Below are 300 nucleotides of genomic sequence, written 5' to 3'. Positions count from 1 at the left end.
ACAAGGCTGACCGAAACGGGCGCGCTTCTTGATTACATCGCGGCCATCGCCCCCGGAGGGGGTCTTCTGCCGGAGGATCCCGTGCTGGCCGCGCATGTCCGGGGCGTCATGTATTACCTCGCCTCGACGATGCATGTGGCCCACGCTCACAGGATGCGAGGCTCACGCTGGGCCACCCGGCAGGAAAGCTTCGACGACATGACTGCGAAGGTGCCGGAGAATATGGCGGCCTGTGGCGCCTATCTGAACGAACATGCCCTAATGGGGGACTATGTCGCGGGCGACCGGCCCAGCATTGCG

General features: G+C 64.3%; 1 protein-coding gene. It reads left to right on the top strand.

The features are described 5' to 3' along the window. Window positions 1-300, top strand: a 300-nt coding sequence (locus tag A3764_RS00660) for a glutathione S-transferase family protein (protein WP_443069359.1), incomplete at both ends; no start/stop codon positions are given.

The organism is Sulfitobacter sp. HI0129 (assembly GCF_001635395.1).
Lineage (GTDB): Bacteria > Pseudomonadota > Alphaproteobacteria > Rhodobacterales > Rhodobacteraceae > Sulfitobacter.
This window is presented reverse-complemented; position numbering and strand designations above follow the sequence as displayed.